The sequence below is a fragment of the Pseudomonas sp. NPDC077649 genome, from assembly GCF_044542855.1.
GTDB lineage: Bacteria > Pseudomonadota > Gammaproteobacteria > Pseudomonadales > Pseudomonadaceae > Aquipseudomonas.
Window position 1 is genome coordinate 163844 of sequence record NZ_JBITVF010000002.1, and the last position, 26836, is coordinate 190679.

The 26836-nt window shown below is 68.5% G+C and carries 29 protein-coding genes; 15 read left to right on the top strand and 14 right to left on the bottom strand.

Annotation, left to right across the window (positions count from 1 at the left end):
* The first annotated feature begins 14 nt into the window (after positions 1–14).
* On the top strand, positions 15–1082 hold the full coding sequence (locus ACIGFL_RS07840; protein ID WP_397496772.1) for a DUF3080 domain-containing protein: 1068 nt from the start codon (positions 15–17) through the stop codon (positions 1080–1082).
* A gap of 22 nt (positions 1083–1104) precedes the next feature.
* Here the strand turns inward: ACIGFL_RS07840 and tusA are convergent, their stop codons facing one another.
* The gene (gene tusA, locus ACIGFL_RS07845; protein WP_031302689.1) at positions 1105–1344 is read right to left on the bottom strand and encodes a sulfurtransferase TusA; all 240 of its coding nucleotides are present in this window, start codon (positions 1342–1344) and stop codon (positions 1105–1107) included.
* A gap of 281 nt (positions 1345–1625) precedes the next feature.
* Between tusA and ACIGFL_RS07850 the strand changes: the two genes are divergently transcribed.
* Positions 1626–1823, top strand: coding sequence for a hypothetical protein (locus tag ACIGFL_RS07850; protein ID WP_397496773.1), 198 nt, complete (start codon positions 1626–1628; stop codon positions 1821–1823).
* A 91-nt stretch (positions 1824–1914) separates the two neighbouring features.
* On the opposite strand, the gene rlmM is transcribed toward ACIGFL_RS07850, so the two are convergent.
* Positions 1915–2970, bottom strand: a complete 1056-nt coding sequence (rlmM, locus tag ACIGFL_RS07855; RefSeq protein WP_397496774.1) for a 23S rRNA (cytidine(2498)-2'-O)-methyltransferase RlmM — start codon at positions 2968–2970, stop codon at positions 1915–1917.
* A 192-nt stretch (positions 2971–3162) separates the two neighbouring features.
* Here rlmM and acnA point away from each other — a divergent pair, with 192 nt between their 5' ends.
* From acnA to ACIGFL_RS07875, 4 genes are all read left to right on the top strand, one after another.
* Positions 3163–5904, top strand: a complete 2742-nt coding sequence (gene acnA, locus ACIGFL_RS07860; RefSeq protein ID WP_397496775.1) for an aconitate hydratase AcnA — start codon at positions 3163–3165, stop codon at positions 5902–5904.
* Between the two features lie 143 nt (positions 5905–6047).
* Positions 6048–7613 (top strand): PAS domain-containing methyl-accepting chemotaxis protein, encoded by a 1566-nt coding sequence (locus tag ACIGFL_RS07865; protein WP_397496776.1) that lies wholly within the window; start codon positions 6048–6050, stop codon positions 7611–7613.
* A gap of 260 nt (positions 7614–7873) precedes the next feature.
* On the top strand, positions 7874–8575 hold the full coding sequence (locus tag ACIGFL_RS07870; RefSeq protein WP_397496777.1) for an SDR family oxidoreductase: 702 nt from the start codon (positions 7874–7876) through the stop codon (positions 8573–8575).
* A gap of 25 nt (positions 8576–8600) precedes the next feature.
* Positions 8601–9140, top strand: a complete 540-nt coding sequence (locus tag ACIGFL_RS07875) for a DinB family protein (RefSeq protein ID WP_021442271.1) — start codon at positions 8601–8603, stop codon at positions 9138–9140.
* Between the two features lie 100 nt (positions 9141–9240).
* Here ACIGFL_RS07875 and ACIGFL_RS07880 read toward each other — a convergent pair whose 3' ends face one another.
* From ACIGFL_RS07880 to ACIGFL_RS07900, 5 genes are all read right to left on the bottom strand, one after another.
* Positions 9241–9948, bottom strand: a complete 708-nt coding sequence (locus ACIGFL_RS07880) for a type 1 glutamine amidotransferase (RefSeq protein ID WP_397496778.1) — start codon at positions 9946–9948, stop codon at positions 9241–9243.
* Positions 9949–10051: 103 nt separating this feature from the next.
* On the bottom strand, positions 10052–10396 hold the full coding sequence (locus tag ACIGFL_RS07885; protein WP_021442273.1) for a ribonuclease E inhibitor RraB: 345 nt from the start codon (positions 10394–10396) through the stop codon (positions 10052–10054).
* Between the two features lie 266 nt (positions 10397–10662).
* Positions 10663–11424: an SDR family oxidoreductase gene (locus ACIGFL_RS07890; protein WP_397496779.1), complete on the bottom strand. Its 762-nt coding sequence runs from the start codon at positions 11422–11424 to the stop codon at positions 10663–10665.
* Positions 11424–12353 (bottom strand): alpha/beta hydrolase, encoded by a 930-nt coding sequence (locus ACIGFL_RS07895; RefSeq protein WP_397496780.1) that lies wholly within the window; start codon positions 12351–12353, stop codon positions 11424–11426. Before ACIGFL_RS07895 ends, ACIGFL_RS07890 begins: the two co-directional genes overlap by 1 nt.
* Positions 12337–13812: a flavin-containing monooxygenase gene (locus tag ACIGFL_RS07900; RefSeq protein ID WP_397496781.1), complete on the bottom strand. Its 1476-nt coding sequence runs from the start codon at positions 13810–13812 to the stop codon at positions 12337–12339. Before ACIGFL_RS07900 ends, ACIGFL_RS07895 begins: the two co-directional genes overlap by 17 nt.
* A 102-nt stretch (positions 13813–13914) precedes the next feature.
* Between ACIGFL_RS07900 and ACIGFL_RS07905 the strand changes: the two genes are divergently transcribed.
* From ACIGFL_RS07905 to ACIGFL_RS07915, 3 genes are all read left to right on the top strand, one after another.
* Positions 13915–14940, top strand: a complete 1026-nt coding sequence (locus ACIGFL_RS07905; protein WP_397497102.1) for an AraC family transcriptional regulator — start codon at positions 13915–13917, stop codon at positions 14938–14940.
* Positions 14941–15085: 145 nt separating this feature from the next.
* The gene (locus ACIGFL_RS07910) at positions 15086–15964 is read left to right on the top strand and encodes a DNA-3-methyladenine glycosylase family protein (RefSeq protein WP_397496782.1); all 879 of its coding nucleotides are present in this window, start codon (positions 15086–15088) and stop codon (positions 15962–15964) included.
* A 5-nt stretch (positions 15965–15969) separates the two neighbouring features.
* Positions 15970–16467: a methylated-DNA--[protein]-cysteine S-methyltransferase gene (locus ACIGFL_RS07915; protein ID WP_397496783.1), complete on the top strand. Its 498-nt coding sequence runs from the start codon at positions 15970–15972 to the stop codon at positions 16465–16467.
* A 19-nt stretch (positions 16468–16486) separates the two neighbouring features.
* On the opposite strand, the gene ACIGFL_RS07920 is transcribed toward ACIGFL_RS07915, so the two are convergent.
* The 5 genes from ACIGFL_RS07920 to aroC form a co-directional block, all read right to left on the bottom strand.
* Positions 16487–17041: a histidine phosphatase family protein gene (locus ACIGFL_RS07920; protein WP_397496784.1), complete on the bottom strand. Its 555-nt coding sequence runs from the start codon at positions 17039–17041 to the stop codon at positions 16487–16489.
* A complete protein-coding gene (locus ACIGFL_RS07925) occupies positions 17041–17232 on the bottom strand; it encodes a PLDc N-terminal domain-containing protein (protein ID WP_397496785.1) in 192 nt (63 codons plus the stop codon). Before ACIGFL_RS07925 ends, ACIGFL_RS07920 begins: the two co-directional genes overlap by 1 nt.
* Positions 17233–17275: 43 nt before the next feature.
* Entirely contained in the window at positions 17276–17815 is a 540-nt protein-coding gene (locus tag ACIGFL_RS07930) for an acireductone dioxygenase (RefSeq protein ID WP_397496786.1), read from the bottom strand.
* The gene (locus ACIGFL_RS07935; RefSeq protein ID WP_397496787.1) at positions 17812–18975 is read right to left on the bottom strand and encodes an MFS transporter; all 1164 of its coding nucleotides are present in this window, start codon (positions 18973–18975) and stop codon (positions 17812–17814) included. Before ACIGFL_RS07935 ends, ACIGFL_RS07930 begins: the two co-directional genes overlap by 4 nt.
* Positions 18976–19063: 88 nt before the next feature.
* Complete coding sequence (aroC, locus tag ACIGFL_RS07940; protein WP_021444391.1) at positions 19064–20155, bottom strand: chorismate synthase; 1092 nt, start codon at positions 20153–20155, stop codon at positions 19064–19066.
* Positions 20156–20278: 123 nt separating this feature from the next.
* Here aroC and ACIGFL_RS07945 point away from each other — a divergent pair, with 123 nt between their 5' ends.
* Both ACIGFL_RS07945 and ACIGFL_RS07950 read left to right on the top strand, forming a co-directional pair.
* Entirely contained in the window at positions 20279–21271 is a 993-nt protein-coding gene (locus tag ACIGFL_RS07945; RefSeq protein ID WP_122107089.1) for an alpha/beta hydrolase, read from the top strand.
* Between the two features lie 43 nt (positions 21272–21314).
* Positions 21315–22118: a hypothetical protein gene (locus ACIGFL_RS07950; protein ID WP_397496788.1), complete on the top strand. Its 804-nt coding sequence runs from the start codon at positions 21315–21317 to the stop codon at positions 22116–22118.
* Between the two features lie 117 nt (positions 22119–22235).
* On the opposite strand, the gene prmB is transcribed toward ACIGFL_RS07950, so the two are convergent.
* A complete protein-coding gene (gene prmB / locus ACIGFL_RS07955) occupies positions 22236–23156 on the bottom strand; it encodes a 50S ribosomal protein L3 N(5)-glutamine methyltransferase (protein WP_397496789.1) in 921 nt (306 codons plus the stop codon).
* Between the two features lie 232 nt (positions 23157–23388).
* Between prmB and nhaD the strand changes: the two genes are divergently transcribed.
* Positions 23389–24621, top strand: a complete 1233-nt coding sequence (gene nhaD / locus ACIGFL_RS07960) for a sodium:proton antiporter NhaD (RefSeq protein WP_397496790.1) — start codon at positions 23389–23391, stop codon at positions 24619–24621.
* A 100-nt stretch (positions 24622–24721) separates the two neighbouring features.
* Here nhaD and ACIGFL_RS07965 read toward each other — a convergent pair whose 3' ends face one another.
* Positions 24722–24856 carry a hypothetical protein gene (locus tag ACIGFL_RS07965; protein ID WP_021444180.1) on the bottom strand — a complete coding sequence of 45 codons (135 nt, stop codon included), beginning with the start codon at positions 24854–24856 and terminating at the stop codon, positions 24722–24724.
* A gap of 155 nt (positions 24857–25011) precedes the next feature.
* Here ACIGFL_RS07965 and ACIGFL_RS07970 point away from each other — a divergent pair, with 155 nt between their 5' ends.
* From ACIGFL_RS07970 to ACIGFL_RS07980, 3 genes are all read left to right on the top strand, one after another.
* Positions 25012–25608, top strand: a complete 597-nt coding sequence (locus tag ACIGFL_RS07970) for a cysteine hydrolase family protein (RefSeq protein ID WP_122107092.1) — start codon at positions 25012–25014, stop codon at positions 25606–25608.
* 81 nt (positions 25609–25689) lie between these two features.
* Complete coding sequence (locus ACIGFL_RS07975) at positions 25690–26010, top strand: hypothetical protein (protein WP_397496791.1); 321 nt, start codon at positions 25690–25692, stop codon at positions 26008–26010.
* 198 nt (positions 26011–26208) lie between these two features.
* On the top strand, positions 26209–26766 hold the full coding sequence (locus ACIGFL_RS07980) for a Smr/MutS family protein (RefSeq protein ID WP_021445283.1): 558 nt from the start codon (positions 26209–26211) through the stop codon (positions 26764–26766).
* Positions 26767–26836: the final 70 nt, after the last annotated feature.

Genomic DNA, 26836 nt, shown 5'->3' on the forward strand with positions numbered 1-26836 from the left:
CATACACTGGCGGCATGAAGCGACTCGCCCTGCTCCTCTGCCCACTGCTGCTCGCCGCCTGCGGCCCGGCCGATAACGGCCTGGCGCTGCAGGCCGACTACCTCCAGCGCCTGGATCGGGCGCTGGAGAGCGATGGTTTCGTCGCCTTCGACAGCCGCAGCGCCAGCCAGTACCGCCTGCCGCCGCGACGCGAACGCCTGCTGGCGCTGCCCGAACTGCGTATCGGCCTGCTCGATCTGGTGATCGACGCGCGGCGCTGCCCGCACCTGCAGCAGCTGATCAGCCAGCGCAACAGCAGCCTGGGCAAGCAGCTGGTGCCCAGCCAGCGCCTGGGTTACGAGGGTGACCTGCTGCGCGCCATCGACGCCTGCCTGCCGCACCTGCAGGACGACGCAGGCCTGAAGACCACCCTGCAGCGCCTGGCCGCCGACAAGCGCGGCCAACTGCCGGCGGTGTTCTGGAATGCCCTCAACGGCAGCCGCGAGGTCGAACGCTACCTGCGCTTCGCCGACCAGGCGCTGCCCGTCGCCTTCGCCGAGGACGGTGCCGCGCTGGACGCCCTGGAGCAACTGGCGGCCATCGGCGCCGGCCTGCCGCAGCGCCTGCCGCCGCCTGCCGAACGGCTGGAGCCGCTGTTCTTCGCGCTCTACGCCAGCGACCAGGGCGGCCAGCTGATCACCAGCCTGGCCAGCCTGCGCCACAGCCTCGACGCCGCCAGCGAGCTGCTCGAACAACGCCAGCAACGCCGGCCGCTGTGCCCGCTGGGCCAGGCGACGCCGCGCGGGCGCATCCTGCAGAACATCTTCGTCAAGTTCTACGCCGGCGGCCTGCAGCCCTACCTGGCTGCCGTCGACCAGCGCGGCCAGCAATGGCAGGCGGCGCTGCGACAGTTGCGGGGCATCGAAGGCATACCGCCGGCGACAGGCACCTATCTGGAGCGCCTGGCCGGCGAACGGGACTCGCTGTGGATGGATTTCCGCGCCGCCACCGCGCGTCACGTCAAGGCCTGGCAGGCGCTGCTGAACAGCTGCGGACTGGCGCCGGGGCAAGCGGGCTGGAGCGGCGTCCCGGGCGATGCGTAGCGACGGTCTGCGGACCTCCGGCCTATTCCGCCTTCTTGCGGATCCAGTACAGGTAGGTGCCGTCCTCCTCGGCCTGGCCGAGCAGCTCGTGGCCGAGGAACACGCAGAACTTGGGAATGTCGCGGCGGGTCGAGGGGTCGGTGGCCACCACCTTGAGCAGGCCGCCGGGCTGCAGGTCGCGCACCTTGTTGTGCAGCATCATCACCGGCTCGGGGCAGTTCAAGCCGCTGGCATCGAGCAGATCGTCGTGGGACAGGGTCAGGGCATCGGACATAAGGGGGCTCCACTGGCAGGCGGGCATTGTCGCGCAAAGCTGACCTCCAGGTCACCTTGCCCGCACAACCTTGGATGGGCGGCGCCCGCCCGACATCTACGGCACAGTGCCTGCGCTCCGGCGGGTTAGGGACAGCCTGCACGCCAGTTCCGGGCGGAGCCCGGGGCGCAGCGGGAGCCCGGGCCGGGCGTTTGCCCGGGCTCGGTTGAATGCCAGCCCGACGCTGCGGCGCCGGGCTAATCTGTGGGGAAGCAGCCGAGGCCCCGCCCATGCCCGATCGCCAACCGCCGCAACTCTGGTGCCTGGTCCGCCTGGACGACAACGGCAACGAGTTCGTCGTCCGCGACGGCCTCGACCGCGCCGCCGCCGAGGCGCTGGCGCGAACCTTCGAGGCGCGCGGGCACAAGCAGAGCTACTGGATCAGGGTGCAAGGGCCGGGGGCCGAAAAGCGCCCAGAAGCCGAGTGATGGATGCCGCGGCGTCGCCCGGGTCATGCGCACCCGTCGGCTGCCCCTGGTGCGCCCGGCGCAGCCTGCGAGGCCCCGCCGGATATCGCCGCTACTTGCCCAGCCGGCGCAGATGGCAGGTGACTTCCTCGCGGTCGTGATACAGCTGCTTGCAGGCCAGCGCCACCTTCACCCCGCGCGCGGCGAAGCCCGCCTCGATGCGCTCGAGCAGGCGGCGCACCTCGGCGTAGCGCTGCTTCATCGGCAGCTTGAGGTTGACCACCGCCTCGCGGCACAGCCCCTCGCCCAGCCAGGTCTCGATCAGCGCAGCGGTGCGCGCCGGCTTCTCGACTATGTCGCAGACCATCCAGTGCACCGGATGGCGCGGGCGGAACAGGAAACCATCGGCACGCTGGTGCACGACGAAACCCGAATACATCAGGCTCTCGGCCATCGGCCCGTTGTCCACGGCGGTGACGCGGATTTCCCGGTTGACCAGCTGCCAGGTCCAGCCGCCGGGCGCCGCGCCCAGATCCACCGCGGTCATGCCCGGGGCCAGGCGCTGATCCCACTGCTGGCGCGGGATGAAGTGGTGCCAGGCCTCCTCCAGCTTGAGCGTCGAGCGGCTCGGCGCCTCGCGGGGGAACTTCAGCCGCGGAATGCCCATCGGCCACATCGCCTGGTTGTCCGCCTCGGCGATGCCGGCGAACACCTCGCGGCCGCTCTTGAAAGTCAGCAGCAGACGCGGCTCGCTGGCGTCGTCCACCAGCTTGCCGGCCCCCCGCAGGGCCTTGCGCAGCGGCGCCTCGAACTTCTTGCAGAAGGTCGACAGCTCCTTGCCCTCGTTGGTGTCCACCACTTCCAGCCACAGGCTGCCGCACTGCGGGTAGTCGGCTAAAGCCTCGAGCAGCACGCCGATGCGCTCGCTCTCCGGCAGGCTGACGAAGGCGCCGCGCGCCCACTGGCGCGGGAAGATCAGGCTGTTGAACCGCACGCCGCGCATCAGCCGCGCGCTATCGCCGGCCTCGCTGCAGATGAACTCGGCGCAGGCGCCGCCGGGCTTGGCCTTGGAGTAGCCGGCCACGTCCAGACGCGCGGCCAGCTCGGCGATCTCGGCGCAGACCTCGCCTTCGAAACCGGGGCGGCAATGGAAAAACAGGGTATTCATCGAGACTTCTCCTTGGGCCGCGCATGATACCCGAGGCGGGAACCGCGGACGCCACCTTCCTGTCCAGTGCTAGGCAGATTGCCAGCAGCGAATCCCAAATGAACGCTGGCCAGACCGCTCATAGGCAACTAGCTTGAACGCTCTGCAGTCATCAGAAACGGCCCGACCGTACGGGCCTCAAGGAGAAGTGCAATGCCCTCCCTCGACAGCCTGAACTGCCGCCGCGAACTGAAGATCGGCGACGCCACCTACCACTACTTCAGCCTGCCCGAGGCGGCCCAGCGCCTCGGCAACATCGACCGTCTGCCCAAGTCGCTCAAGGTGCTGCTGGAAAACCTGCTGCGCTGCGAAGACGGCCACACCGTCAGCGCTGCCGACCTGCAGGCCATGGCCGACTGGCTGGACAAGCGCGGCTCCGAGCGGGAGATCCAGTTCCGCCCGGCGCGGGTCTTGATGCAGGACTTCACCGGGGTGCCGGCGGTGGTCGACCTCGCCGCCATGCGCGACGCCATGGCCAAGGCCGGCGGCGACCCGCAGCGGATCAACCCGCTGTCGCCGGTGGACCTGGTCATCGACCACTCGGTGATGGTCGACCGCTACGCCTCCTCCAGCGCCTTCCACGACAACGTCGAGCTGGAAATGCAGCGCAACGGCGAGCGCTACGCCTTCCTGCGCTGGGGCCAGCACGCCTTCGCCAACTTCAGCGTGGTGCCGCCAGGCACCGGCATCTGCCACCAGGTCAACCTGGAATACCTGGCGCGCACCGTGTGGACCAAGGAGGAGGACGGCGCCACCCTCGCCTACCCCGATACCCTGGTCGGCACCGACTCGCACACCACCATGATCAACGGCCTCGGCGTGCTCGGCTGGGGCGTCGGCGGCATCGAGGCGGAAGCGGCCATGCTCGGCCAGCCGGTGTCGATGCTGATCCCCGAGGTGATCGGCTTCAAGCTCAGCGGCAGGCTCAAGGAAGGCATCACCGCCACCGACCTAGTGCTCACCGTCACCCAGATGCTGCGCAGCAAGGGCGTGGTGGGCAAGTTCGTCGAATTCTACGGCGACGGCCTGGCCGACCTACCGCTGGCCGACCGCGCCACCATCGCCAATATGGCCCCGGAATACGGCGCCACCTGCGGCTTCTTCCCGGTCGACGCCATCACCCTCGGCTACCTGCGCCTGTCCGGCCGCCCGGAAGCCACAGTGCAACTGGTGGAGGCCTACTGCAAGGCCCAGGGCCTGTGGCGCGAGCCCGGTGCCGAGCCGCTGTTCAGCGATAGCCTGAGCCTCGATCTGGGCAGCGTCGAAGCCAGCCTGGCCGGGCCGAAGCGCCCGCAGGACCGCGTCGCCCTCGGTCAGGTCGCCCAGGCCTTCAACGATTTCCTCGGCCTGCAGCTCAAACCCACGGCCAAGGAAGACGGTCGCCTGCTCAACGAAGGGGGTGGCGGCACAGCCGTCGGCGGCGGCCAGCAAAGTGGCGGGGTGGACTATCAGGACGAGGGCCAAACCTATCGCCTGAAGCACGGCGCGGTGGTGATCGCCGCCATCACCTCCTGTACCAACACCTCCAACCCCAGCGTGATGATGGCCGCCGGCCTGCTGGCCAAGAAGGCCGTGGACAAAGGCCTGCAGCGCCAGCCCTGGGTCAAGAGCTCGCTGGCGCCCGGCTCCAAGGTGGTCACCGAGTACTTCAACGCCGCCGGCCTGACGCCCTACCTGGAGAAGCTCGGTTTCGACCTGGTGGGCTATGGCTGCACCACCTGCATCGGCAACTCCGGGCCGCTGCGCGAGCCCATCGAACAGGCCATCACCCAGGCCGACCTGAGCGTCGCCTCGGTGCTGTCCGGCAACCGCAACTTCGAAGGCCGCGTGCACCCGCTGGTGAAGACCAACTGGCTGGCCTCGCCGCCGCTGGTGGTGGCCTACGCCCTGGCCGGCAGCGTGCGCCTCGACCTCAGCCAGGAGCCGCTGGGCACCGGCAAGGACGGCGCGCCGGTGTACCTCAGGGACATCTGGCCGAGCCAGGCGGAGATCGCCGAGGCCATCGCCAAGGTCGATACCGCCATGTTCCGCAAGGAATACGCCGAGGTGTTCGCCGGCGACGCACAGTGGCAGGCCATCGAGGTGCCGCAGGCCGACACCTACGTCTGGCAGGCGGACTCCACCTATATCCAGCACCCGCCGTTCTTCGAGGACATCGCCGGCGATCCGCCGCATATCGGCGATATCCATGAGGCGCGCATCCTCGCCCTGCTCGGCGACTCGGTGACCACCGACCACATCTCGCCGGCCGGCAACATCAAGGCCGACAGCCCGGCCGGGCGCTACCTGCGCGAACAGGGCGTGGCGCCCGCGGACTTCAACTCCTACGGCTCGCGCCGCGGCAACCACGAGGTGATGATGCGCGGCACCTTCGCCAATATCCGCATCAGGAACGAGATGCTCGGTGGCGAGGAAGGTGGCAACACCCTGCATATTCCCAGTGGCGACAAGCTGTCGATCTATGACGCGGCCATGCGCTACCAGGAAGCGGGCACGCCGCTGGTGGTGATCGCCGGCAAGGAGTACGGCACCGGCTCGAGCCGCGACTGGGCGGCCAAGGGTACCAACCTGCTGGGGGTCAAGGCGGTGATCGCCGAGAGCTTCGAGCGCATCCACCGCTCCAACCTGGTGGGCATGGGCGTGCTGCCGCTGCAGTTCAAGCCCGGCTGCGACCGCAAGAGCCTGGGCCTGACCGGCCGCGAGAAGCTCGGCATCCACGGCCTCGACGGCGTCGAACTGCACCCGCATATGCCGCTGTCGCTGGCCATCGTCCGCGAAAACGGCCAGCGCGAGGAGGTCGAACTGCTGTGCCGCATCGACACCTTGAACGAGGTGGAATACTTCAAGGCCGGCGGCATCCTGCATTACGTGCTGCGGCAGATGATCGCCAACTAGAACGAGCGGGCCAGGGACGGCCCGGGTCGCGACGAAAGGGTGACGCCAGGCAGAATCCGTTTACACTGCGCGCCACGGATTTCTCCCTCAACTTCGCCGCTTTGCGGCCGATGCAGAGGGCATAACAACGACGGATACCTGCCATGCGTAATAACCAACCGGTCACTCAGCGCGAGCGCACCTTCCCTGCGCAGCAGCGCCTGATCTCCACCACCGACCTCAAGGGCCAGATCACCTACTGCAACGACGCCTTCGTCGAAATCAGCGGTTTCTCCCGCGAGGAACTGCTGCGCGCGCCACACAACACAGTGCGCCACCCCGACGTGCCATCGGCGGTGTTCGAGCACATGTGGAGCACCCTGAAACAGGGCCGGCCGTGGATGGGCATCGTCAAGAACCGTTGCAAGAGCGGCGACCACTACTGGGTCAACGCCTACGTCACGCCGATGACCGAGAACAACCAGGTGGTCGGCTACGAATCGGTGCGGGTCAAACCCAGCGCCGAACAGGTGCGCCGCGCCGAAGCCCTCTACGCGCGGGTCAATGCCGGCAAGACCGCCATTCCTAAACGCGATGCCTGGCTGCCGGTGATGCAGGCCTGGCTACCGTTCATCCTGGTCAGCCAGATCGGCTTCCTGATCGGCCACTGGTTCGGCAGTGGCTGGGGCTTCGCCCTCGCCGCCGCACTCTCCATCCCCCTGGGCCTGGCCGGCATCGCCTGGCAGACCCGTGGCGTCAAACGCCTGCTGCGCCTGGCCGAACAGACCACCTCCGACCCGCTGATCGCGCAGATGTATACCGACAGCCGCGGCGCCGAAGCGCGCCTGGAGATGGCCATGCTCAGCCAGGAAGCGCGCCTGAAGACCTGCCTGACGCGCCTGCAGGACACCGCCGAACAGCTCACCCAGCAGGCCCGCGAGGCCGACAAGCTGGCGCACAACAGCTCTGCCGGCCTGGAGCGCCAGCGCCAGGAAACCGAACAGGTCGCCACCGCGGTCAACGAAATGGCCGCCACCACCCTGGAAGTGGCCAGCAACGTGGCGCGCACCGCGATCGCCACCCAGGAGGCCAACCGCCTCACCGGCGAAGGCCGCGGCATCGCCGCGGAAACCCGCGAAGCCATCCAGCGCCTGTCGCAATCGGTGGGCGACACCGGCGAAACCGTCACCCGCCTGGCCCAGGACAGCAACGAGATCGGCGGCGTGGTCGACGTGATCAAGGGCATCGCCGACCAGACCAACCTGCTCGCCCTCAACGCCGCCATCGAAGCCGCCCGCGCCGGCGAAATGGGCCGCGGCTTCGCCGTGGTGGCCGACGAGGTTCGTTCCCTGGCTCAGCGCACGGCCGAATCCACCGGCCAGATCCACGCCCTGATCGCCAAGCTGCAGCGCACCGCCGAAGAAGCGGTGATGACCATGGAAATCGGCCGCAAGCAGGCCGACGAAGGCGTCGAGCGCGTGCTCCAGGCCGACCAGGCGCTGGCCGGCATCAGCGACGCGGTGGCCAATATCGCCGACATGGCCAACCAGATCGCCGCCGCCGCCGAGGAACAGAGCGCCGTGGCCGACGAGATCAACCAGAACATCACCACCATCGCCCAACTGGCCGACCAGACCGCGAGCGAAGCGCAAAGCACCGCCAAACTCAGCGAAGCCCTGACCGGCACCGCCCAGGGCCAGTACGCCCTGGTCGAACGCTTCAACCGCTGAAACGCAAAAGGCGCAGCGGGCCAACCGCTGCGCCTTCCTGCCCCGCCACTTCCCGCAGGAGCGAGCTTGCTCGCCTCCCCGCTTCCCGCGCTCACATAAACGCCACTTGCCGGTGTCCCTGGCGCGCATTGGCCGGCAGTCGGGGCGGCGCGGTTGACGCGCCCAGCCTGCCGCTACTAGTTTGCCAACCGGCCCGACTGTAACGGGCCGTCATCGTCTACCACGGAGATCCGCCGCCAGGCGGTCAGGGAGCGTGCGATATGCGCATCATGGTCATAGGCGCCAGCAAGGGACTGGGACGAGCGTTGGTCGAGGGGCTGGCCGAACAGCACGAGCTGATCGGGGTTTCCCGCAGTCGGCCGGCAGATCTCGCGCAGCCTGTCCAGTGGATCGAGGCGGACCTGAGCGATCCGCTGGGCGCCGTCGAGGCGATCGAGCGTCAGGCGCCGGCACGGCTCGATGCCATTCTCTACAACCTGGGCATCTGGGAAGAACGCGCCTTCGCCGAGGGCTACAGCTTTCTGGAAGACAGCGATGCACGCATCCTGGAGATGGTCGACGTCAATATCGGCGCCACCCTGCTGCTGCTCAAGCGTCTGCTGCCGCGCCTGCTCGGCGGCGCCAAGCCGCAGCTGATCCTTACCGGCTCCACCTCGGGCCTGCCGCAGAGCGGGCGCCCCGAGGTGACCTTCGGTGCCAGCAAGTTCGCCCTCAAGGGCATCGCCGACAGCCTGCGCGAAGGCTTTCGCGATCAGCGCCTGGCCGTCACCTGCCTGCAGCTGGGCTATCTCAATACCCAGGACGGTTTGCACACGCCGCGCGAGCAGGCCGCCCTGAATGGCGAGGGCCAGCTGATCCCGCTGCACGATGTGGTGGCGCTGGTGCGCACGCTGCTGACTCTCTCGGATGTCAGCTATGTACGCGAACTGGTACTGCCGGCGATTGCCGACCAGCGCTTCTGAACGAGTCGAGAAAAAGGTGCGAGCCATGCAGAGAGTCGACCATATCCGCCATCTGGCGACCTACAACCGCTGGATGAACGACAAGCTGTACCGGGCCGCCGCCAGCCTGCCGGACGAGGCGATAGGCGCGGAACGCGGGGCGTTCTTCGGCTCGATCCTGGGCACGCTCAACCACCTGGCGGTGGCCGACCTGATCTGGCTGGGGCGCTTCGCCGCGCATCCGGCCGGCTACCAGGCGCTGCAGGCGCTGGCCACGCTGCCCGGGCCGACACGCCTCGACCAGCCGTTAGCGGCGGATATCCGCGCGCTGGCGGCGCTGCGGCAACGACTGGATGCCTGCATCGAGGCCCTGGCGCTGGAGATTCGCGAGGCGCATCTGGATCAGCCGTTGAGCTATCGCAATATGAAGGGCGTCGAGTCGCGGAAGAACTTCTTCGCCCTGCTGATGCACCTGTTCAACCACCAGACGCACCACCGCGGCCAGGCCAGCACGCTGCTGTCGCAGGCAGGCGTGGATATCGGGGTGACCGATCTGCTGGCGTTGATTGCAGATGAGCCGGAATAAGGGTCTTGTCTGCGCCCAACTGTCATTCGCCCGCGATAAGCAGCGGGATCGGAGCATCGCCCAGCGGCCCGCCGATCCGCTCTGCAGAGAGGGTTCGAACTCAGAGCCCGGCCAGCTTCAGCCAGTGGGCGTAGAAGCCCTCGGCCACCTGGTTCAGCGCCCTCACCTTTTCGCCCAGGTTGTCGCGCATCGCGGCGATGCTCTGCTGGCTGGGCTGGCTGGCGTCGAGCAGGTGGGCCCAGTCGTCGAGCCAGAGCTCGATCAGCTCTTCGGTCATCTCCGGGTGGCCCTGCAGGGCCAGCACCTTGTCGCCCCAGGCGAAGGCCTGGTTGTCGCACCAGCGACTGCCCAGCAGCGGTTGCGCCCCTGCTGGCAGGGCGAAGGTGTCGCCGTGCCACTGGAAGATGCTGAAGTGCTCGGGCAGGTGTGCCAGCCAGGGGCTGTCCGCCGCCTCGACGCGGCGCTGCATGGCCTGCCAGCCGGCTTCGGTGTAAGGCATGCGGCTGATGCCGGCGCCCAGGGCCTTGGCCAGCAGTTGGCCGCCCAGGCAGTGGCCGACGATGGGAATGTCGCGGGCGATAAAGCGCTGCAGCGCCGCCACTTCCTCGGCGATCCAGGGCAGCGGGTCGTTGACGCTCATCGGCCCGCCCATCACCGCGACCGCCCTGGGTCGCTCCAGGTCGTAGCCGCGCAGTTCGCCGAGGTCGGCGCGCAGCACCTCGAAGGCGCAGCCGCGCGCTTGCAGCACCCGTGCCAGGTGAGCGGGCGGGCAATAATCGATATGGGTGAGGATCAGGATGTCGGCCATGCCGCGCAGTCTGCGCGATGGCCTCGGGCAAGTCGAGGCGCGCTGACGGTTGGCGCCATCGACCGGCCACGCGGGCCGGCCGATGGACTGTCGAGACAATGCCCTAACGGGCAGCGGACGCCTTCACCTCCTGGGTAACGCCCCAGCCGTCCAGCTTGCCGCCCAGGGGCAGGACAATGGACTCCAGGTCATGTTCGAACGCGCCGATACCGGCATGGGTGGCGTACATCACTTTGCTGATCTGCAGGTGCCAGGCGCCGTCCTCGCGGGCGGAAACCTGGGCGTTGAGCGACTCGCCGCGAAAATTCCTGGCTGCCATGCGGGCCCGCTCCTCATCGGGGAAGATGGCGTAGAACTCGATCGGGTGAAACTGGGCGAAGTCGAACCCCCCTTCTTTCATCCGGCGCAGCACCGAGGTGCTGGCGTCTTCGTGGAAGGCTGTGCTCATAAACGACCTCCTCTCAGGCGATGGATGGATTGACCGCTTTCCCATTGCGACCGCCCAACTTCGGCGGTGTCGCGGCACCTTGGCGGCGCCGCCCCGAGAATCAAGCAGGCTGCTTGATGTGTCTGTTGACGCACATCGACGACTGCCCGGCAGGACACCAGGCTGAAAACCGTCCCTTGCAGGGTAGCCGCTGGCCGCCGGATTCGCCTGCAATGGAAAGGCCTTGTGACAAAGCCGGCGACCGGCGGCCATTGGCCAGCCCGCAATCAGCTCCGGCTGAGCCAGGCCATGATCGCTCTATTGATCCAGCCCGGGGTGATCTGCCCCAATGCGTAGAGCACGCGGAACTGCAGGCCCACCGGGCGGTGCACCGCAGGGCCCTGAGCCTGTTGCCAGGCGGCTTCGGCGACCTGCTCGGCCTGCAGACGCACGCCGAGGCGGCGCATCACCGGCGGCGGTTCGCCCTGGCTGGCGACCATCGGCGTGTTGACGAACGGCGGCATCAGGTCGCCGACGCGGATGCCATGGGCGCGCCATTCCAGCTCCAGCGCCTCGGTCAGGCCGCGCACGGCGAACTTGCTGGCCGAGTAGCTGGCCAGCTGCGGCACGCCGTAGACCGCCGAGGCCGAGCCCATGTTGATCACCTGCGCGCCGGGCGTGGCCCTGAGATAAGGAAATGCGGCGTGGCTCAAATTGAGCACCCCGAGCAGGTTGATCTGCAGCAGGCGCGCGTGCTGCTCCAGTTCGATGGTCTCGAAGGCGCCGGTGCGCAGGATGCCGGCGCCGTTGAACAGCAGGCGCAGCTGGCCGTCGTGCAGGGCGCAAAAGTCGGCCAGGGCGACCTTGACCGCGCCGGCGTCGACCACGTCCAGTTCGGCGTGCCAGATCCCACCCAGTTCCGCCGCTAGCGCGGCCAGGGCCTTGGCGTCGACGTCGAGCAGGCCGACCCGCCAGCCACGGGCGTGGAACAGCCGCGCGGTGGCCGCGCCGATGCCCGAGGCAGCGCCGCTGATGAGGATGTTGTCCATCACAGCCCCCGTTCGCGGAGGAAGGCCACCACCCGGGCGATGGCGTAATCCGCCGCGCGCAGCATGCCGACATGGGCCTGGAACACGTGCCACAGCCCCGGATAACGCTCCAGGCGCACGCTGGCGCCGGCGGCCTGGGCGCGCTCGGCCAGGCGCAGGCTGTCGTTCAGCAGCAATTCGTCCTCGCCGACCTGGATCAGGGTCGGCGGCAGGCGGCTCAGATCGGCGAACAACGGCGACATACCCGGATCGTTGCGCGGCAGATCGGCCGGGCAATACAGCTCGGCGGCCTGCTCGATCCAGCTGGGATGGATCAGCGGGTCGCCGGCCGGCGGCTGGTGCATGCGTTCGCCGGTGAAATCGGTGGCCGGCGAGAAGCACACCAGCGCCGCCGGTGCCGGCAGGCCCAGTTCATCGATGCGCAGGCTGCCGACCAGGCTCAGGTTGCCGCCGGCCGAATCGCCGCCGATGGCGATCTGCTCGGGCCGGTAGCCGGCGTCCAGCAGCGCGCGGTAAGCCGCCACCACGTCGTCGCGCGCCGCCGGATAGGGATGCTCCGGCGCCAGGCGGTAGTCCAGCGCGCAGACGTCCAGGCCGCCGCGCTTGGCCAGGCTGGCGCAGATGCCGCGATGGGTAGCCGGCCCGCCGATCATGAAGGCGCCGCCGTGCAGGTAGAGCAGCACGTTGCCGCTGCTAGCCGGCGGCCGGTGCCATTCGCAGGGCCGCCCGCCGAGGGTCGCGGCGCTGCGCGTGACTCCGCGCGGGGTCAGGGTGGTGGCGGTGAGCAGGCGCAACACCAGGCGCTGCCCGGCTATCGGCATCGGCGGGCGCACCAGACCGCGAAACAGCAGGCGCAGGAGGCCGCGCAGCACGCGGCGCAACAGCATCTGCTCGGCGGCGGGGGCGGTGAAATCAGCGGACGCATTCATAGTCGGCAAGCTCCGGAGTGCGGGTCAGGTGGCGGTAGGTGAAGGTGTAGCCCGGCCAGTTGTTGGTGTGCTTGCCGGAGGCGTTCTGATACCAGCTGCTGCAGCCCTGCGCCCATATCGTTCGGCGGGTGAGGTGCTGCAAGCGCTGGTTGTAGCGCCGCTGCACCTCGGGCCGCAGGTCCAGGTAGCGTAGCCCCTGCTCGCGCAACGCCTGCAGGCAGCCGAGCACATAGGGGTATTGGCTCTCCAGCATATAGAGGATGGAGTTGTGGCCCAGGTTGGTATTGGGCCCGTAGAGCAGGAACAGGTTGGGAAAGCCGCTGACGCTGATGCCCTTGTAGGCCTCGGCGCCATCCTTCCAGGCCTGGTTCAGCTCCACGCCGTTCAGGCCGCGAATGCGCATCGGCGCGAGAAAATCGCTGGCGGTGAAGCCGGTGCCGTAGATCAGCACGTCGCAGGGATGCTCGCGGCCGTCGGCGCTGACCAGCGCGTGCTCGCGCACCGCGCGGATCGGCGAGTCGACGATCTCGACATTGGCCTGGGCCAGCGCCGGGTAGTAGTCGTTGCTGATCAGGATGCGCTTGCAGCCCATGGGGTAGTCCGGCTGCAGCTGCGCGCGCTTGCCGGCATCGGGCATCTGCCGCGCCAGGTGGCGGGTGAAACGGCCGCGCATCGAGCGCATCAGCCAGGGCAGGCTGACGAAGGCCAGCGCGCGCACCTCGTGGTGCAGGTACTTGAGCAGGCGGTCGCCCCGCTGCAGCAGCGGCACGCGGCGCATCAGGGCGATTTCCCAGGCGCGGTAGGCGCGATCCGGCTTGGCCAGCACGTAGGCCGCCGAACGCTGGAACAGGCTCAGCCTCGCCACTTTCGGCTGGATCTGCGGGACGAACTGGATCGCCGAGGCGCCGGTGCCGATCACCGCCACGCGCTTGCCGGTGAGATCCAGGTCATGCCGCCAGCGCGCCGAATGGAAGGCCTCGCCGCGAAAGCGCTCCAGCCCCGGCAACTGCGGATAGGCCGGGCGGTTGAGCTGGCCGCAGGCGCTGACCAGCGCCTGGGTCTCCAGGCATTCGCCGCCGACCAACTCGACCCGCCACAGCCCGCGCGCGGCGTCGAACTCGGCGCCCTGCACCTCGGCGTTGAGGCGGATCTGCGGGCGCAGCCGGTACTTGTCCACGCACTGCAGGATATAGGCGTGGATTTCCGCCTGCGGCGGGTACTTGCGCGACCAGTCGTGCTTGGCCTCGAAGGAAAACGAATAGAGGTGCGAAGGCACGTCGCAGGCGGCGCCGGGATAGTCGTTATCGCGCCAGGTGCCGCCGACTTCGCCGGCCTTTTCCAGCAGCAGGAAGTCGTCCTGGCCGGCCTTGCGCAGCTGCATGGCCAGGCCCAGGCCGGCGAAGCCGCTGCCGATGATCAGTACGCGCCAGGGCGCGCCCGTGCGGGGGTTGTTATGCATTGTGGTCTCCCCGACCAATGAGTGGCGATAAGCGGATGCTACTTGCGCCGGTCACCGCCGGTTATGGCATAGTCGGTCAATCGATTGTGATTTTCGGACAGCCTGATGTCGCCACCCTGGCCCGCGCGCCGTAGCATCACCAGCATGCAGTTACTCACCCAGCTGGGGCTCGACCTCGGCCTGGACCTGGACACCTGCCTGCGCGATACCGGCCTGAGCGCGGTGCAGCTCGCCGCCCCGCACGGCGAGATCGACGCCGGCCGCGAGCTGCAGCTGATCGCCAACCTGGTGCAGGCCCTGCCCGCGGTCGCCGACCTCGGCCTGCAGGCCGGCCGGCGTTACCACTTGACCAGCTACGGCGCCTGGGGCTACGCCATGCTCAGCAGCGCCACCGCGCGCCAGGCGGCCGAACTGGGCCTGCGCTACCACGGCCTGACCTACGCCTTCACCCGCATCAGCCTGGACGAGGACGGCGTCACCGCCAGCCTGCGCTTCGACGACGGCGCGCTGGACGAGGAGCTACGGCCCTTTATCGTCCAGCGCGATATGGTCGGTGCCCAGCTGATCGTGCGCGAACTGCTCGGCGCCCCGCTGCCGCTGACCTGCCTGGAGCTGCGCCAGCAGGCGCCGGCCGAGGTCGCGCCCTTCGTCGAGGTCTTCGGCCTGGCGCCGCATTTTGCTGCCGCGGCCAATCGCATCGGCCTGGCCGCCGGGCTGCTGGATGTTGCGCTGCCGCGGGCCAATTCGCAGCTGGTCAGCGCCTGCGAGCAGCAATGCCAGGCGATCCTCGCCCGCCACCAGTGGCACCAGGGCCTGGCCGGCCGCGTACGCCAGTTGCTGCTGCAGGCGCCGGGGCAGATGAGCGACATGGAACGGGTCGCCGCCCGCCTGCACCTGAGCAGCCGCACCCTGCGCCGCCGCCTGATCGACGAAGGCAGCAGCTTTCGCGCCCTGCAGGACGAGGTGCGTCAGGCCCTGGCCGAGGAGCTGCTGGCCGCCGGCGGCCTGAGCCTGGAGGAAATCGCCGAACGCCTGGGCTATGGCGAGCTGTCCAACTTCATCCACGCCTTCAAGCGCTGGAAAGGCACTACGCCGGGGCGCTACCAGCGCGGCGAGATCACTCCGTAGGGGGCGCCTTGCACACCATCCATCCGCTTGCCCGCGGTGTGCACAACCTAGGCGGCCCCGCGACACCCTGCACAGGGCAGGTCGTCGCAGTTTGAAAGTCATCTTCACGCTGACAGCGCCGCCCGACGCGGCTAAGGTGCAAGCCATGCACAATATCAGCCTGCTCCTGCCCTACCTGCCGCCCTGGCACTGGCCGCAGTTCCACGCCCACTTCGCCCTGCGCGCGGTGCCGGGGCTGGAATGCCTGACGCCGGACAGCTACAGCCGCAGCTTCAGCCTGGCCGGCGCCAGCGGCTGGCTGCGGGTGACACCGCTGCCCGGGCAGAACGCCCTCGAACTGCGCTGCTGCAGCGCCGCGCCCATTGCCCTGGAGGCCTTGCAGCAGCGCGTGCGGCGGATGTTCGATCTCGACGCCGAGCCGCAGGCGATTGCCGCGCACCTCAGCGGCGACGCCCTGCTCGCGCCGCTGCTGCAGCGCAACCCCGGCCTGCGCCTGCCGGTGGCCTTCGACCCGTTCGAGCAGGCGGTGCGCGCCATCGTCGGCCAGCAGGTCACGGTCAAGGCGGCGGTGACCCTGGTCGGCCGCCTGGTGCAGCGCCTCGGCACGCCGTTGAATCTGCCCGGCTGCCCCGGCGTCACCACGCTGTTTCCCAGCCCGCAGGCCATCGCCACGGCAGACCTTGCCGCGATTGGCATGCCCGGCAAACGGGTGCAGAGCCTGCAGCAGTTCGCCGCGCGCATCGCCGACGGCAGCCTGCAACTGAATCTCGACGACGGCAGCGCGGCGCTGATCGAACGCCTGTGCGCCCTGCCTGGCATCGGCCCGTGGACCGCCGAGTACATCGCCCTGCGCGCCTTCGGCGAGGCCGACGCCTTCCCCGCCAGCGACCTGGGCCTGCTCAAGGCGCCGCTGTGGGGCGCCGGCGGCATCGATGCGCGCCGCCTCAAGGCCCGCGCCGAAGCCTGGCGGCCCTGGCGTGCCTACGCCGCCGCGCACCTGTGGCACAACTATTCGGGAGGCTGAACGCCATGTACTACCGCCACCACGACAGCCCCCTCGGCCCGCTGTTTCTCGCCGGCGACGAAAACGGCCTGCAGCTGCTGCTGATGGAGCTCGACAGCCGCCCCTGGCGCATCGGCGAAGACTGGCGACAGGCCGGCGGCGAGCTGGATGATGTGTGCCGGCAGCTGGACGAGTATTTCGCCGGCCATCGCCGCCAGTTCGAGCTGCGCCTGGCGCCGCGTGGCACGCCCTTTCAGCAGGCGGTATGGCAGGCCCTGCAGCGCATTCCCTACGGTCGCACCTGCAGCTACAGCGACCTGGCCGCCACCATCGCGCGGCCGCAGGCGGTGCGCGCGGTGGGCGCCGCCAACGGCGCCAACCCGCTGTCCATCGTCATCCCCTGCCACCGGGTGATCGGCCGCGACGGCAGCCTTACCGGCTACGCCGGCGGCCTGCCGCGCAAGCAACTGCTGCTGGAACTGGAAGGCGCGCTGCCGTCGCAGCAGACGCAACTGGCGCTTTGACCGCCGTGCGCACCAACGCTCAGGGCGGCGCGATACGCGCCAGCACTTGCGGCGCCGCGCGCAGCGGCAAGGCCAGGATCAGCCCCTCGCCGGACGCGGGAAACACCCGGGTCAGCGCGGTGATATTGACCTGATGCGACACCAGCACCAGCGGCTCGCCCGGCGGCAGCAGGTTGACCGCGCGAATCAGCTCGGCGGTCTGCGCCTCGGCGGCGTCGCGTTGCTCGAAGAAGGAGTCCAGCGCCGGTAGCGGCTGCACCGGGCCCAGGCCCATGCCCCTGGCGGTATCCAGCGCGCGGCACCAGCGGCTGCTGAGCAGCCGCGGCCGCTCGATGCCCTGGCGGCGCAGCAGTTCGCCCCAGCGCCGCGACTCCTCGCGGCCCTGCTGGTTGAGGTTGCGTTGGGTGCTGCAATTGCCCAGCTGGAAATGCGCCGGATCGCCGACGCCCGGCGCCGTGGCATGGCGCAGGATCAGCAGCGCCCGCCCCTCGCGCAGCGCCTGCCAGGCGTCGGCCGGCTGCGCTGCCGAGGTCCACAGCGGCGCCAGCAGCAGCACCAGCAGCCAGATGCGCATCACAGCCTGACGTTGCCGCGCGGCCCGGCCAGCGCCCAGATGATCAGCCCCAGCACGGGCAGGAAGATGATCAGCAGCCCCCAGAGAATCTTGATCCCGGTTTCGGCGCTGCTTTTCACCACGTTGACGATGGCCCAGATATCCAGGACCAGAATGATCAGGCCGATCAGCCCATTGAGGGTGGAACCCATGACGACACTCCTGTGTGAAGGGTTGCCCTCAGAGGATAGCCACTCAGTCGCCCAGACGCGGAAAACGGCTGGCGATCTGGTCGCCGGTCAGGCTTGGCGCTTCCGCCGTGGCGCTCAGGCGCACCAGCAGCAGGTGCGGCTCCTCGCCCAGGTCGAACCAGTGGCGGGTGTCCGCCGGCAGCTCCAGCAGATCGCCGCGCTCGCCCTGCAGCACATAGACGTACTCGCCCAAGTGCAGGCTGAGCTGGGCGAAACCGCCGACGAACAACCAGGCGCTGGCGGCCGGCTGCGTCTGCTCGTCGAGGTAGCGCGCGCGCAGCTCGAGCTTGCGCGGGTGGTTGCGCTCCAGGCTGAGCAGCTCGTGCTGGCGGTAGCCGCCCTCGCCGCGCAGATCCTGCAGCCAGGCGCCGCAGGCGGCGTCGAACTCCTGCTCGCTGCAGCCGGGGCGCAGCGCCGCCGGCGGCGGGCACTGGCGATAGCGCACGCCGACCTCGGCCAGGGTGCTGGCGATGTCCTCGGCGTGGGTCAGCACCTTGTTCGGCAGCTGCGGGGAGGTTTCCAGGTGAACGCTCAGGCTGGTCATGGGGATTCTCGCTCGGACTCCGGGGGCAGACGAGTGGCAATGATAACGGCTGCGGCCAGCGCCGCCAGGCTGGCCAGGGCGAAGGTCCAGGCCGGGCCGATGCTGTTCCAGCTGTAGCCGGCATACAGCGCGCCGAGGGCGCCGCCGATGCCGGCCAGGGTGGCGTACAGCGCCTGGCCCTGGCCCTGCTGACCACCTTCGAAGCTGCGCTGGATGAAGTGGATGCTGGCGGCGTGGAAGGCGCCGAAGGTGGCGGCGTGCATGCACTGCGCGAGCAGCAGGATCGCCAGCTGGTCAGCCAGGTTGCCCAGCAGCAGCCAGCGCACGGCGGTGATCAGGAAGCTGGCCAGCAGCACCGCGCGCAGCGAATAGCGCTGCAGCAGCCGCGCCATGACCAGGAACAGCAGAATCTCCGCCACCACGCCCAGGGCCCAGAGCATGCCGATGGTGCCGCGGCCGTAGCCGAGCGCCTCCAGGTGCAGGGTCAAAAAGGTGTAGTAGGGCCCGTTGCTCAGTTGCATCAGGCCGACGCTGGCGTAGAAGGCGAGGATGCCGGGGCGGCGCAGCTGGCGCAGGAAACCGCCCTGCTCGGCGCTGCCGGGTCGCGATAGCGGCTGCGCGTTGGGCACCCAGAAACTGCCGGCGACTATGCCGGCCATGATCAGCACCAGCGCCCAGGGGTAGGCGTCCAGGCTCAGCCACTCGAACAGGCGGCCCAGGCCGACCACCGCGACGATGAAGCCGATGCTGCCCCACAGGCGGATCTGGCTGTAGCGCGCGGCCTGCTCGCGCAGGTGGGCCAGGGTGATGACCTCGAACTGCGGCAGCACCGCATGCCAGAAGAAGGCGTGCGCGGCCATGATCAGCGCCAGCCAGGCATAACTGTGGCTGACGAAGATGCCGGCGAAGCAGACCAGGGTGCACAGCGCGCCGAGGCGCACGATCAGCAGGCGCTGGCCGCTGTGATCGCCGAGCCAGCCCCACAGATTCGGCGCCAGGCAGCGCATCAGCATGGGGATGGCCACCAGCTCGCCGATGCGCGCCGGCGAGAAGCCCAGGTGGTCGAAGTACAGGGCGAGGAACGGCGCCGTGGCGCCGAGCAGGGCGAAGTAGAAGAAGTAGAAGCCGGACAGGCGCCAGTAAGGCAACGCGGAGATCATGGCCTGGTCTTAGCCCGGGTCGAGCGCAGCGACAGCCGGGGCTGCGGTTGTTGGGTATCGCTGCGCTCAACCCAACCTACGCAAGCGGTCACAGCTGCGGCAGCACCGGGGTAGTGACGCGCACCTCGGCGTTCTGCGCGCGATGACGCAGCAGGTGATCCATCAGCACTATGGCCATCATCGCCTCAGCGATGGGGGTGGCGCGAATGCCCACGCAGGGGTCGTGGCGACCCTTGGTGATCACCTCCACCGGGTTGCCGTCGACGTCGATCGAGCGCCCCGGCGTGGTGATGCTGGAGGTGGGCTTGAGCGCCAGATGGGCGACGATCGGCTGGCCGCTGGAAATGCCGCCGAGGATGCCGCCGGCATTGTTCGACAGGAAGCCTTCGGGGGTCAGCTCGTCGCGGTGCTCGGTGCCACGCTGGGCAACGCTGGCGAAGCCGGCACCGATCTCCACGCCCTTGACCGCGTTGATGCTCATCAGCGCGTGGGCCAGTTCAGCGTCGAGGCGGTCGAAGATCGGCTCGCCGAGGCCCGGCATCACCCCTTCGGCGACCACGGTGATCTTCGCGCCGACCGAATCCTGGTCGCGGCGCAACTGATCCATATAGGCCTCGAGCTCGGGCACCTTGTCCGGGTCGGGGCTGAAGAAGGCGTTCTGCTCGACGCTGTCCCAGGTCTTGAACGGAATCTCAATGGGACCGAGCTGGCTCATATAGCCGCGCACCACGATGCCCTGGGTCGCCAGGTATTTCTTGGCGATGGCGCCGGCGGCCACGCGCATGGCGGTCTCGCGCGCCGAGCTGCGGCCGCCGCCACGGTAGTCGCGGATGCCGTACTTGTGGTGGTAGGTGTAGTCGGCGTGGGCCGGGCGGAACAGATCCTTGATCGCCGAGTAGTCCTTGGACTTCTGGTCGGTGTTGCGGATCAGCAGGCCGATGGCGCAACCGGTGGTCTTGCCCTCGAACACCCCGGAGAGGATCTCCACCACGTCGTCTTCCTGGCGCTGGGTGGTGTGGCGGCTGGTGCCCGGCTTGCGTCGGTCGAGATCGCGCTGCATGTCCTCCAGCGACAGCTCCAGGCCCGGCGGACAACCGTCGACTATGGCGACCAGGGCCGGGCCATGGCTTTCGCCGGCGGTGGTGACGGTGAACAGCTTGCCGTAGGTATTGCCGGACATGGGAAGACGCTCCGCGAAATTCAGCCCCGACCTGCCGCTGCGCAGGCCGCTTAACGAGGTGGGCGAGTATACCCGCGGCGACCTTGCAGTTCACCCCGAACCTTGGTCGGCGACCGGCGTCCAATGCCGGTCTGCCACCACCCTGCCCCGATCATGCTGCGAACCCTGCTCTTGTCCCTTGCCCTGATAACCGGCCTGGCCCAGGCCAACACCACCCGACAACTGCCCATCAGCCTGGACACCGACCAGGGCACCCTGTACGGCAGCCTGCTGGTGCCGCAAAGCGACGAGCCGGTGCCGGTGGCGCTGCTGATCGCCGGCTCCGGCCCCACCGACCGCGACGGCAACAACCCCGAGGGCGGCCATAACGACGCGCTGAAGAAGCTGGCCCAGCTGCTGGCGCGCCACGGCATCGCCAGCCTGCGCTACGACAAGCGCGGCGTGGCCGCCAGCCGTGCCGCCACGCCCGACGAACGCGACCTCAGCATCGAACGCTACGTCGCCGATGCCGAGGCCTGGGGACGCCTGCTCGAGGGCGATCCGCGCTTCGACCGGCTGATCCTGCTCGGCCACAGCGAAGGCGCGCTGATCGCCAGCCTGGCCGCCGCCGGCAGCGGCGCCGAGGCGCTGGTGTCCATCGCCGGCCCCGCCTACCCCATCGGCCAGGTGCTCGACGCCCAGCTGGCCATGCGCCTGCCGCCGCCGCTGCTGGCCGAGAGCCGGCAGATCCTGGCCAGCCTGATCCGCGGTCAGGAGCAAGCCGAGGTGCCCAAGGCATTGCAGGTGCTGCTGCGACCGAGCGTGCAGCCCTACCTGATCAGCCTGCTGCGCCAGCGCCCGGCCGAGGCCTTCGCCGCGCTGCGGATTCCGGCGCTGATCGTGCAGGGCAGCCACGACGCCCAGGTCGGTCTCGACAACGCCGTGGCATTGCAGCAGGCGAAGCCGGATGCCGAGCTGGCGCTGATCCCCGGCATGAACCACGTGCTGCGCATCACTCCGCTGCCCTGGCACGAACAGCTGGCCTCCTACGACGATCCGCAGCTACCCTTGGCCCGCGCCCTGGGCGAACGCATCGTCGCCTTTATTCGCTCCAGTGCGAGGCAAAGCGGCCGATAACCTGCCTACACAGCAGTTTCAGCTTTAGCGCACAGGCCCCCACATGAGCGAGCAACCCGCCTCTCCCCCCGCAACCGCGCCGGTCGACGCCCAACAGAGCGGCGAAGCGCCGGCCGCCCCCCATCCCTGGGCCGACCTGCCGGCCGAGCAGTTCAGCCTGCTGCGCCTGGCGCCGTTGCCGGTGGACCGCGACACCGGCCCGCGGCCGCTGCGCTTCGTCCAGCTCGGCCGCGTGGAGCGCCATGCCAAGGACCTCAGCCTGCTGCGCCTGAGCCTGCAAGTGCCGGGGCAGCGCCTGCACCGCGAGCAGAACCTGCTGGAGGTCTGGGCCGATCATCAACGCAAGGAGGTGCGCTTCGGCCCGGACAAGGGCCTGAGCGTGGAGCCGGCCAACCGCGGCCTGGGGCGCTTCCTGCTGGCCCAGGGCATCGCCTGGGCGCGCAAGCAGTACGCCCATTACCAGGTCGAGGGCGGCGCCCTGCCGACCAAGGACAACTTCAACGAAGCGGCGCGCGCCCGCCGCGACCATGCCCTGAAGGCCCAGGGCTTCGTCATCGAGTACAGCGACCCGCTGCAGCTCAAGCCGTTCTACAGCGCGCCGCGGGTCAGTTCGCTGCACGGCGACTGGCAGACCGAGAAGGTGCAGATCATCGAGCTGCTGGACGCCGCCGCCATGCTGCAGCAGGCCGATCAGAGCCTGCGCGAGCGGGACGTGCAGGTGCGCAAGCTGGAGGAGAAGGTCGCGCGATTCAGGCGCGAGGACAGCGGCCTGCGCTTCACCATCAGCTGCCTGGTGGCCTTCAGCCTGTTCCAGGCCGGGCTGCTGATCTGGATCGCCACGCGCTAGAGTCATTGTCGGATCATCGTAGGGTGGATGGCGCTTCACCCATCCACCGATCAGGTCATCGTGGTGGATGAAAAAAGCGTCATCCACCCTACGCCTGTCCGTCGTCAGCCGTGCGAATCAGCCCTCGACCCGCGAGCGGAACAGCGCCTGATGCTCGCGGCACTGCTGGGCCGCCAGCAGGAACACGCCGTGGCCGCCGCGCGCGAACTCCAGCCAGGTGAAGTCCACCTCCGGGTACAGCGCCTCGACATGCACCTGGCTATTGCCCACCTCGACGATCAACAGGCCGTGCTCGGTGAGATGGTCGGCGGCCTCGGCCAGCATGCGCCGCACCAGATCCAGGCCGTCGTCACCGCAAGCCAGGCCCATGGCCGGCTCGTGCTGATACTCGGCCGGCATGTCGGCGAAATCCTCGGCATCGACGTAGGGTGGATTGGAGACGATCAGGTCGAAGCGCTGCCCCGGCAACCCGGCGAAGCCGTCTCCCTGCACGCAGTAGACGCGCTCTTCCAGACCATGGCGCTCGATGTTCTGGTTGGCCACCTCCAGCGCCTCGAACGACAGATCGGCCAGCACCACCTCGGCCTCGGGAAACTCGTAGGCGCAGGCGATGCCGATGCAGCCCGAGCCGGTGCACAGGTCGAGCACCCGCGCCGGCTCAGCCGGCAGCCAGGGGGCGAAGTGCGCCTCGATCAGTTCGGCGATCGGCGAGCGCGGCACCAGCACGCGCTCGTCGACGACGAAGGGCAGCCCGCAGAACCAGGCCTCGCCGAGCAGGTAGGCGGTGGGCACGCGCTCCTCGATGCGGCGCTTGAGCAGCGCCTGCAGGTGGGCGTGCTCGTCGTCCTCCAGGCGGCAGTCGAGGTAGGCATCGGACATTTCCCAAGGCAGGTGCAAGGCACCGAGCACCAGTTGGCGCGCCTCGTCCCAGGCATTGTCGGTGCCATGGCCGAAGAACAGTTGCTCGGCCTGGAAACGGCTGACGGCCCAGCGGATGTAGTCGCGCAGGGTGCGTAAACGGGTAGCGGGGAGGGTCACGGGCGATCTCCGGGTGAAAACGGCGCAGTTTAGCCCAGGGTAGGCACGGGGCGCATGGCCATAAATAAATGCCGTTAAGTCGTAGTTCGACTGCTGCCAGACGAGGGGTCACATCGTTATAATTTGCAACGATTTCTTAACCCTTCCCATCCCTTCCTAATGAGAACCCCCAATGGTCATCGACCCCTTCTCGCTCACGGGCTTGCTCGTGCTGGCGATATTCCTTATTGGCATGACGCTGATAGTTTTTGAAGCACAACTGGAGATGGATAAGTTCAAGCCGGCCATGTTCATGATGTCCGGCCTGATCGTCATCGGCGTCCACTACGCCCTCACCGACCCCAACGGCTTCCAGTATTTCCTCCACGCCCAGAGCGAGACCAAGGAGGAACTGTTCGGCCTGATCGCCTTCATGGCCTTCATGTGGATGGTGGTCGAGCTGCTCAACGAGCGGAACGTGTTCACCGCACTGAACGGCTACCTGCTGCGCAAGGGCCTGGGTGCGCGCGGCATGTTCTGGGCCACCGGCGCACTATCGGCAACCCTGTCGCCCTTTCTCAACAACTTCACCACGGCGATGATCTTCGGCAAGACCATCACCAGCATCTCCAGCCACCAGCGCTACACCCACGTGGCGCTGTGCAACATCGTGGTGGCGTCCAACTCCGGAGTCTGGTTCCTCGGCACCTCCACCAGCCTGATGGTGGTGCTGGCCGGCAAGATCAGCATCGCCGGCCTGCTGCTGCTGATCCCCTCGGCGCTGATCGGCTGGATGCTGTGCGCCGCCACCCTGCACCTGTTCTACCTGCGCCAGCTGGACGGCCAGCAGCTGATCCGCAAGGTCGACGCCAGCGAGAGCCGGCTCAAGCCGGGCGGCGCCGGTCTGGCGCTGGTGGGTTTCATCGCGGTGATCGGCGCGGTGCTGTGCAACATCGTGCTCAAGGTCGGCATCGAGTTCGCCATCGGCATCGGCCTCGGCCTGGTCGCCCTGTACAGCTGGCTGCTGACCCGCATGGGCATCGAGACGCGCTGGCACGAGCAACTGCAGAAGGTGGAGTGGAACGCCCTGCTGTTCTTCATCGGCATCATCACCTCGGTGGCCTGCCTCAACCACGTCGGCTGGCTGTCCTACATCGCGCGCCTGTTCGAGATCCTCGATCCGACCCTGGTCAACGTGGTGCTGGGCATCGCCTCCGGGGTGATGGACAACGTGCCGGTGGAAGCCGCGGCGCTGATGGCCAACCCGCAGCTGGGCCTCGACCAGTGGGCGCTGAACGCGCTGATGGTGGGCATCGGCGGTTCGCTGACGGTGGTCGGCTCGGCCGCCGGGGTGATGGCCATGAGCCTGGACAAGAGCTACAGCTTCGGCGTGCACCTGAAGTTCCTGCCGGCGATCCTGGTCAACTTCCTCGGCTCGTTGGGCATCTGGTACCTGCAGTTCCAGTGGTTCGGCCTCGGCGGCTGAGGCCCTCGCGCAACAGCAAACGCCCCGCAAATTGCGGGGCGTTTTCGTTTGCCCGGCTGCTGGGGACATAGCCAACGCTTAACGCGCCGGCATCGGGTGATCAGGGGCGCTCGCGCTCCTTGCGCGACCAGCCGGGCCCATCCGGCGGCCGGCGCAGTTCGCGCAACACGGCGATGGCCACGGCGATGGAGAACAGCAGCCAGAAATGCGGGGACAATTGCGAAAACAGCGACATGGGCAACTCCTTTTGCATGCGACCCCGAGTCCTTCGGGACGGTTCCGATTCTGCTCCGCGCTCCACGGCCGAGCAAGTAATGGCGCACAAGAGGTTCACAGCGCGCTCTGGCAAGCGGACAATGGCACATCATCACCATCAGCCAGGAGCCCGAGATGTCCCATCCGCAAACCATGTTCCAGCTCACCGGTCGTGGCCACGCTCCGGCCAGTCTGGGCAATGCGACCCTGCTGATCATCGATGCTCAGGAAGAATACCGCAGCGGCGTGCTCGCCCTGCCCGGCCTGGACGCCGCCCTGGCCGAGATCGCCAGCCTGCTGGCCGCCGCCCGCGCCGCCGGCAGCGCCATCGTCCACGTCAAGCACCTCGGCATTCCCGGCGGCCTGCTCGACCCCAGCGGCCCGCGCGGCCGCCACCTGCCCGAGGCCGCCCCGCTGGCCGGCGAGATCGTGGTGGAGAAACGCCTGCCCAACGCCTTCGCCGGCACCGAACTGCACGACCGCCTGCAGGCCCTCGGCCATCTCGACCTGATCGTCTGCGGCTTCATGACCCATTCCAGCGTCAGCACCACGGTGCGCGCCGCCAAGGACTATGGCTATCGCTGCACCCTGGTCGACGCCGCCTGCGCCACCCGCGACCTGCCGGCCCCCGATGGCAGTGTGATCGCCGCCGCGCAGGTGCACCGCATTGAGATGATCGCCCTGGCCGACAACTTCGCCACCCTGGTGCCGCAAGCCAAGGCGCTGATCTGACCGCCGTCACAGTGCCGCCAGCATGGCGGAACCCCGGCGCTAATGTCCGGTCATAGCGCCGACACCCCAAAGGAAATCGGCATGAAGCTGTCCGACGATTTCGATGCCCGCCGCCTGCGCCCGCGCCAGCCGAAACACTGGCGCCTGCGCATCGGTGCGGCGCTGGGCGCGCTGCTGGCCACCTTCGGCATCCTCCTGGCGATGGCCGGTATCGCCTCGCTGGCCGGGCGCGCCCCGGTGCTGGGCACGCTCAACGACTCCACCGGCGAAGCCGGCGTCCTGCTGCTACTCGGCCTGCTGCTGCTGTGGGCCGGCATCGCCTTCTGGCGCCGCTGCCGCCGGCGCCTGCGCCAGCCGCACGACCTCGCCCTGTCGCCACATCTGCTGAAAAAGCGCGACTGAAACGCCGCGAGCGGGCTAGAAAATAGCCTGGCGCTATTTTTTAACCTCGCCCAGCGATGGCCCGCAGGGTGGCCGTCAGGGACGGCAGGCCATAAAAAATGGCCGGGAGCCATTTTTAACGTCGCGCAGCGACGGCCCGAAGGGTGGCCGTGAGGGATGGCAGGCCATAAAATGCCCGTCTGTTTCGCGGAGCCACCGATGCAAGACGACGACTTTTCCCTGTTCCAGGCCGAGCTGCGCGGCGTCAAGCCGCTCAAGCACGACCGCGCCGACACCGGCAAACCCAAGCCCGATCGCCAGCAGTTCAGCACCCTGCGCCAGGCCGCCAGCATCAGCCAGGGCGAGATCAAGGTGGACGGCCTGTCCGACCAGTTCGTCATCGACGTCGGCGCCGAAGACGCGCTGTACTGGGCCGGCAACGGCGTGCAGGAAGGCCAGATGCGCAAGCTCAAGCTCGGCCAGATCCCCTTCGACGGCAGCCTCGACCTGCACGGCATGAGCGTGGAGAAGGCGCGCGACACGCTGTGGGAGTTCCTCGCCGAAGCCGCCAAGCTGGAGGTGCGCTGCGTGCGCGTGACCCATGGCAAGGCGGTGCGCATGGACGGCCGCCGGCCGATGATCAAGAGCCACGTCAACACCTGGCTGCGCCAGCACCCGCAGGTGCTCGGCTTCGCCTCCTGCCTGGCCAAGCACGGCGGCACCGGCGCGGTGTACATCATCCTCAAGCGCACCATGATGGACGGCCGCGACGAGTAACCTGCCCGGCCCATGATTCTGGCGCCCGGCGCTCTTGCCAGGCGCCCATCGGCGCCCTACCCTGCGCCCT